The following is a 5383-nucleotide window of genomic DNA, read 5'->3' on the forward strand; positions in this document are numbered from 1 at the left end:
CTCACGGAACTCCGCGTCGTACTTCTGTTGCTTGGACCCCATGAACCTCAACTTCCCCTGGTATCACGGACTCCACGCTACGAGGGGACCTTCACAGACTGTGAGAACCGCTACCAGAAGCAGCGCGAGGCCACCGCCCCATAAGGCCTTTCCCGGACGGCCGTTGTTTCCCCACACGTCAACCCCTTGGTCGGGTTCGAAGGGCCACCCACCGTACCGGCTATGGGGACGGTGCCGAAGGGAGCGGAGAATCGCGCACCTCGCCGGCTTCTTGAGGTTGGCCCCCTGGCCGGCCTTCTCCCGGGATCACCGTCCGGATCTTGCGTCTACGCAGGGTGAAGTCCTTCGGCATTCAGGCGGCTCGGCCGAGGCTGGCCGCGGTCTGGTTTGGCTCGCGCAGCAGGTGAAGTCGACGTCGAGTTTCGTCTTGTACGCCTTGGGCTCGATGGCGAGTTCGTGCGTGCTGTACTCGCCGAACCGCTTGATGTGCTCGGTCAGGTACGGCGAGTGTGGGCCAGGTCCTCGGGGTCGATCTCCCAGCCCCTTCTTCCAGGGGCTGGCGGACGATCTCGGCGATGTCCAGGGCGTTGTGGAAGATCACGGCGTTCGTGAGCAAAGAGTTGAATTTCATCGCCTTCTCCTGCTCGACGGGGTCGTTGTCGGCGATGATGCCCTGGTTGGCGAAGCCGACCCACTGGGAGAACCGGTTGAACGACTCGACTTTGTTGGTCGCCGCGGTCACGCGTCGGCGCAGCGGTGCGTCCGTCAGATACCGCTGGAGTTGGACGGCGCGGATGACGCGGCGGACCTCGCGGAAGGCTACGTACGTGGCGTTCTTGTGCGACCCGGACCGGAGCCTCTTGAGTAGCGTCGCCGAGGAGATGGCGCCCTCGCGCACGGAGACGGCCACCCGCATCAGGACGCCGCCGCGGCGGCGACCCGCAGCCGGTCCTCCAACTGGCGGCGGAAGGACACGGCGTCGAATCAGGCGGCCTCGCCCTCCTCGGCGAGCCCGACCTCCACCAGGTAGGCGGGCAGCTTCTCCTCCACCACCTCCCGCGCAAGCAGCTGCCTCGACCAGTCGGCGTACTCCTCCGAGCCGACCACCGCCACGTCACCGCAGCGCCCCCTACCATCAAGCAGAGCCTGGAACGCCAACTCGACTGCCTCGGTGAGGAGGGCATCCCCGACAAGCAGATCTACGTGGACAAGAAGAGCGGAGCCACCGTCGACCGCCCCGGCCTAGCCGACTTGCTCGCCTACGCCCGCCCCGGCGACACCGTCGTCGTACACACCCTCGACCGGCTCGGGCGCAACCTGCGCGAAGTCCTCAACCTCGTCCACGACCTGACCGGCAAGCAGTTCGGCGTGCGCTCGCTGGCCGACCCGCTGCCGATCAACACCACCGACGAGGGCATGGGTCGCATCGCCTTCCTGCTGCTGGCCCTGTTCGCTGAGATGGAACGTACCTTCACCGCTGAACGGGCCGCCCACGCCCGCGCCGTGGCCGAAGCCGCAGGCCGTCGCATCGGCCGTCCCGTCGCCCACCTCGCCGACAAGATCGAGTACGCCAGGCTCCTCAAGCAGCAGGGCGGCAGCCTCGGCGAGATCGCCGAGAAGACCGGTATCCCCAAGACGTCCCTGCACCGCTACCTCACGGTCGCAATCGCACTTGGAACTCTGCATGGTTCCTACTCGACCGCCGACTGCGAGTCTCCAGGCCACGCTCACCGTCTCCATCCACGAATCCTTGTGATGAACTCATTGGCAGCACGTGCGAAGGGCTTCCAGCGCCTGCCGCCGTATCTGCCGAGGGCCTCGGCCAACTCAGCCCGCTGCTCCGGCGTCATCGGGCCCAGGAGGCAGACCGGGACTTCTGGGAAGCTTTCGGGGGGAGGCATCTTCGGATAGGGCCATCCCGCCGGCTTCAGCATGGGAGGCTCGGAGCCCGGCATGAACGTCAGGTAGAGCACGGTGAACTTGTAGGGACCCCAGTTCCGGAACTCCCTGATGGAGATGTACAAGATCCGGTCCCAAGTGAATTCACGGCGCTCTGTGGAGTCGGTGGTCATGATGTATTTCGGGCCGACGTGCAAGACCCAGCCCGATCTCACCTCAGGCACTGCAAACTTCTTTGTTCCGAACCATCCCGCGAACGTCCGCGAAGACCGAGGATTGGGGAGCTTCTCGGCATAGGTGTCCAGAGGTTCTTTGCCCGTCCAGACCGCCTCGAACGGGCTGTCGTCCGGGGGCTTCTGGCCCGTCCGCCAACCGCGCAGCCTCTCCAGCGCGGCAGCGGCAGTCAGACGCTTTTTGGGGTCCTTGTCCAATAGGCCGAAGATCAACGGTTCGAGGCCGCCGGCCTTCTTCATCGGCGGCGGCTGCGTCGCCACCGCGCCCAGGGTTGCAGTGTCCGTTTCGCGCCGGAACGGGGATTTGCCCTCGGCTGCGCGGTAGAGCGTGACGCCGAGGGCGAACAGGTCACTCGCGGGCCCGGCCTCCGCGCCGTTGATGCGCTCGGGGGCAAGGTATTCCGGCGTCCCGATGACGTTGCCGACGGTGGTGAGGCGGGTGTCGTCCTGGTGGGCGGCGATACCGAAGTCGGTCAGGAGTATCCGGCCGTCGTCGGCAAGCATGATGTTCGCCGGCTTCACGTCCCGGTGGACCACCCTGGCCTTGTGGGCCGCGTTCAGCGCTTTCAGTATCGCCTCCGCGACATCGGCCACCTCCTTCGGCGGCAGCGAGCCCTGCGTCAGCCGGTCTGCCAGCGAACCGCCGTGGACCAGCTCCATCACGATCCACGGCCGATCGTCCTCGATGACGACGCTGTAGACCGGCACGATGTGCGGATGACTGCGCAGCTTCGCGGCGTTGCGGGCCTCCCGCGTGGCGTATTCGAGCCGCCGGGAGTGCTCGGCCGGGTCGATGGCGGGAGGGAACCACACCTCCTTGACCGCCACATCGACGTCCAGATGTTCGTCGTGGGCCTGCCAGATGCGGCCGAAGCCGCCTCCAGCCAGCTCGCGTACCAGACGGTATTGGTCGGCGATGCGCCGTTGTGGGCTGCTCATGCGGCCGGCGCCACTCCGGCCGCTTCCTCGGGTCTGCCACCGGGGTTGTCGGCGCACCCTGGGGGCATGGGCACGATGGTGGCGATGGCCCGGCCGTGGTCGGTCAGGACGATGGGCTCACGGGTGGTGGCGACCCGGCGGGCGAGGTCGCCCAGGATCGGCCGCGCACGGGTAATCGATACCGCCTCGGTCATGAATGTAGTTTGACGAAGTGTCATGAATGGAGGGAAGGGATCGGAGCGATCGCCACCAGATGACCCGCGCATCCTCGGCCGGTTTGGCGGTGTCGACGGGCCTACACGCTGGGCTTCGCCCGTCCTGGACAGGTCGGCACTCCCCTTCTTGACCGGCTAGCGGAGCGGCGCCGGGACGCACGCGAGACGCTCATGATCCTCCTGCGCCGTCGCGCTACCCGCAGGGGTAACTGATGATTTGGGTCAGTACGTGCAGCCGACTTTGGAGGCTGACACCTGATCGGGTGTCAGATGGCGCCGTCCTCGCTGGCCTTGCGTCCATCGCGGACAAGAACCTGCCGACCGCGACGAAGGTCTTCGGCGCACTCGCCGTCCTCGCCCTCGGAGCGGCCGCCGTGCTGCTGCTCCTGGTCGTCAGGCCCCGCCTGCGCGGCGACGACAAGGCGTCCTTCCCGTACTGGGCACGCCTGGACGAAGACGAGATCCGCGCCTGCATGGACGGCGACACCCGATCGGGGTCGCGGTGCCGACGCCCGACTGGCGAGCCGGGCGCCGATGCCGCGCACGTCAGGCCTAGACGGTGACCGCTCGGCCGAAGTGCCGGGCGAAGAAGCGGACCGCGCTGTCGGCCTCGAACCTGGGTAGCTCCTTGTGCTTGCCCGAGTTCACGTGCAGCGACTTCTCCTTCGAGGCGAAGGCGTCGAACAGCGCGAGACCCTCCTCGCGCGAGATGTGCTCGTCGTCCCACTGCAGGTCGAACTCGATCGGGATGGTAATCTGCTTCGCCTTCTCGGCCAGGACGTCGGGCCGGTGCTGGCCGAAGACCGCGGCCTTGATCCTGGGTTCGACCGCGACGAACGGTACGCCGATCGCGGTGCCCATGTTGATGCCCCAGAAGCCGACGGGCCCGTCGGTGCCGATCTCCGGGAGCTCCTTGAGGGCGTCCAGCATCGCCCGGTACTCGGGCACGGCAAGCTCCGCCAGGTGGTCGTTGTAGCGCACGACGATCGGGCCTTCCGGCTCGCCCGCCGCCCGCGCCCGGAACAGCTCGGCGATTTCCGCCTCGTCGTGCGCCGTACGCGGCCGGTCGCCGTGACCGGGCGCGTCGATGACGGCGACGTGGAAGCCGCAGCCGGCCACCAGGAGCCGGGCGCGGCCGGACATCGCCGGGTGCTTCTTGTGATTGCCGCCGCCGTGGGCCATCAGGATCAGGGGCGCGCGATCGGCGCGTTGGAGGCCGACGACCAGAGGACGCCGGGACGCCGCCCACGGTGAAGTCGCGTTCGAAGATGCCGTTCGACGACGACTCGGCGGTGAACTGCAGAGAGTGCATGGGTGTTGCCTTTCGGGAGTGCCTTGTTGTCGAGGCGCTCCCGGCGGCGACACTACGTCAATCGCCAGCCGTGACGGGAAGCGGGAGCACCCACGTCGGTACAGCGTTCATGGGGTCTCACCTCCTCGGGCGGTGTCACGGTCGACTGAAAAGCTATTAGTGCGATGATCATCTCTTCAATCCTTTCCCTGCCCGGTGATCAGAACTCCAGACAGGCCCGAGACACGGCGCGGTGGATTGCCAGCGTTTACCAAGGCCCGCGGCGTATTCGGGACTGGTTCTGGTCCGAGCCGGAGGGTGACTTGGTGGCCGAGGTCGGTGACCTGGTTGGTGGTCAGTCGGCTGATACGGCCGACGGGCTGGGTGAAGAGCAGCAGAAGCAGGGCCGAGGTGCGGTCGGTGAGCGTGAGCTGCTGCTGGTGGAGCCGTTCCAGCAGACGGACGCAGTTGCGGATCTCCGACCTGGTGGCGCTGGCTTGACTGTTGGTGACGTGGCGCCCCGGAGTGAGCGCACGGAGTCGGCACAGAGGGTGCCAGTGGACGAACGTGTGCAGGGTCCGGCGGTCGTCCGGTTGGAGGGACGCGGGCGATGGTCCTGCTCGACCAGTGTTCCAGGCGGGCGAGTTGCTCGTCGCGGTCGGGCAGTAGGCCAGCGGCGACCAGCGTGGCGCGAGGGTGGTCGACCGTCTGCCCCCGGAGCTGGTCCAGGACCTTGTAGGGCTTGGTCAGCTTCACTCGGGAGTGGCGTGTCTGTTGGGCTGCGGGTGTCGTTGGGGTGGTGTGAC

5 protein-coding genes and 2 pseudogenes are annotated in these 5383 nt (G+C 67.2%); 2 read left to right on the top strand and 5 right to left on the bottom strand.

Translation table 11 applies throughout. From position 1 onward, the window contains the following. Positions 1-352: 352 nt before the first annotated feature. Both ACWD35_RS44745 and ACWD35_RS44750 read right to left on the bottom strand, forming a co-directional pair. A complete protein-coding gene (locus tag ACWD35_RS44745; RefSeq protein WP_451357060.1) occupies positions 353-916 on the bottom strand; it encodes a Tn3 family transposase in 564 nt (187 codons plus the stop codon). Between the two features lie 68 nt (positions 917-984). After that, positions 985-1113, bottom strand: coding sequence for a hypothetical protein (locus tag ACWD35_RS44750; RefSeq protein ID WP_451357061.1), 129 nt, complete (start codon positions 1111-1113; stop codon positions 985-987). 69 nt (positions 1114-1182) lie between these two features. Here ACWD35_RS44750 and ACWD35_RS44755 point away from each other — a divergent pair. Then, positions 1183-1626 (top strand): annotated as a pseudogene (locus tag ACWD35_RS44755) (recombinase family protein); the annotation flags it as partial. Between the two features lie 101 nt (positions 1627-1727). Here ACWD35_RS44755 and ACWD35_RS44760 read toward each other — a convergent pair. Together ACWD35_RS44760 and ACWD35_RS44765 are read right to left on the bottom strand one after the other, a co-directional pair. After that, complete coding sequence (locus ACWD35_RS44760; RefSeq protein ID WP_451357062.1) at positions 1728-3071, bottom strand: serine/threonine-protein kinase; 1344 nt, start codon at positions 3069-3071, stop codon at positions 1728-1730. After that, positions 3068-3265, bottom strand: a complete 198-nt coding sequence (locus ACWD35_RS44765; protein WP_451357063.1) for a type II toxin-antitoxin system prevent-host-death family antitoxin — start codon at positions 3263-3265, stop codon at positions 3068-3070. The genes ACWD35_RS44760 and ACWD35_RS44765 overlap by 4 nt, the downstream gene beginning before the upstream one ends. A gap of 284 nt (positions 3266-3549) precedes the next feature. Between ACWD35_RS44765 and ACWD35_RS44770 the strand changes: the two genes are divergently transcribed. Then, positions 3550-3849: a Pycsar system effector family protein gene (locus ACWD35_RS44770; RefSeq protein WP_451357064.1), complete on the top strand. Its 300-nt coding sequence runs from the start codon at positions 3550-3552 to the stop codon at positions 3847-3849. Here ACWD35_RS44770 and ACWD35_RS44775 read toward each other — a convergent pair. Further along, a pseudogene (locus ACWD35_RS44775) lies at positions 3839-4598 on the bottom strand (alpha/beta hydrolase). The gene ACWD35_RS44770 and the pseudogene ACWD35_RS44775 overlap by 11 nt on opposite strands. Positions 4599-5383: the final 785 nt, after the last annotated feature.

The organism is Streptomyces sp. NPDC002671 (assembly GCF_053592475.1).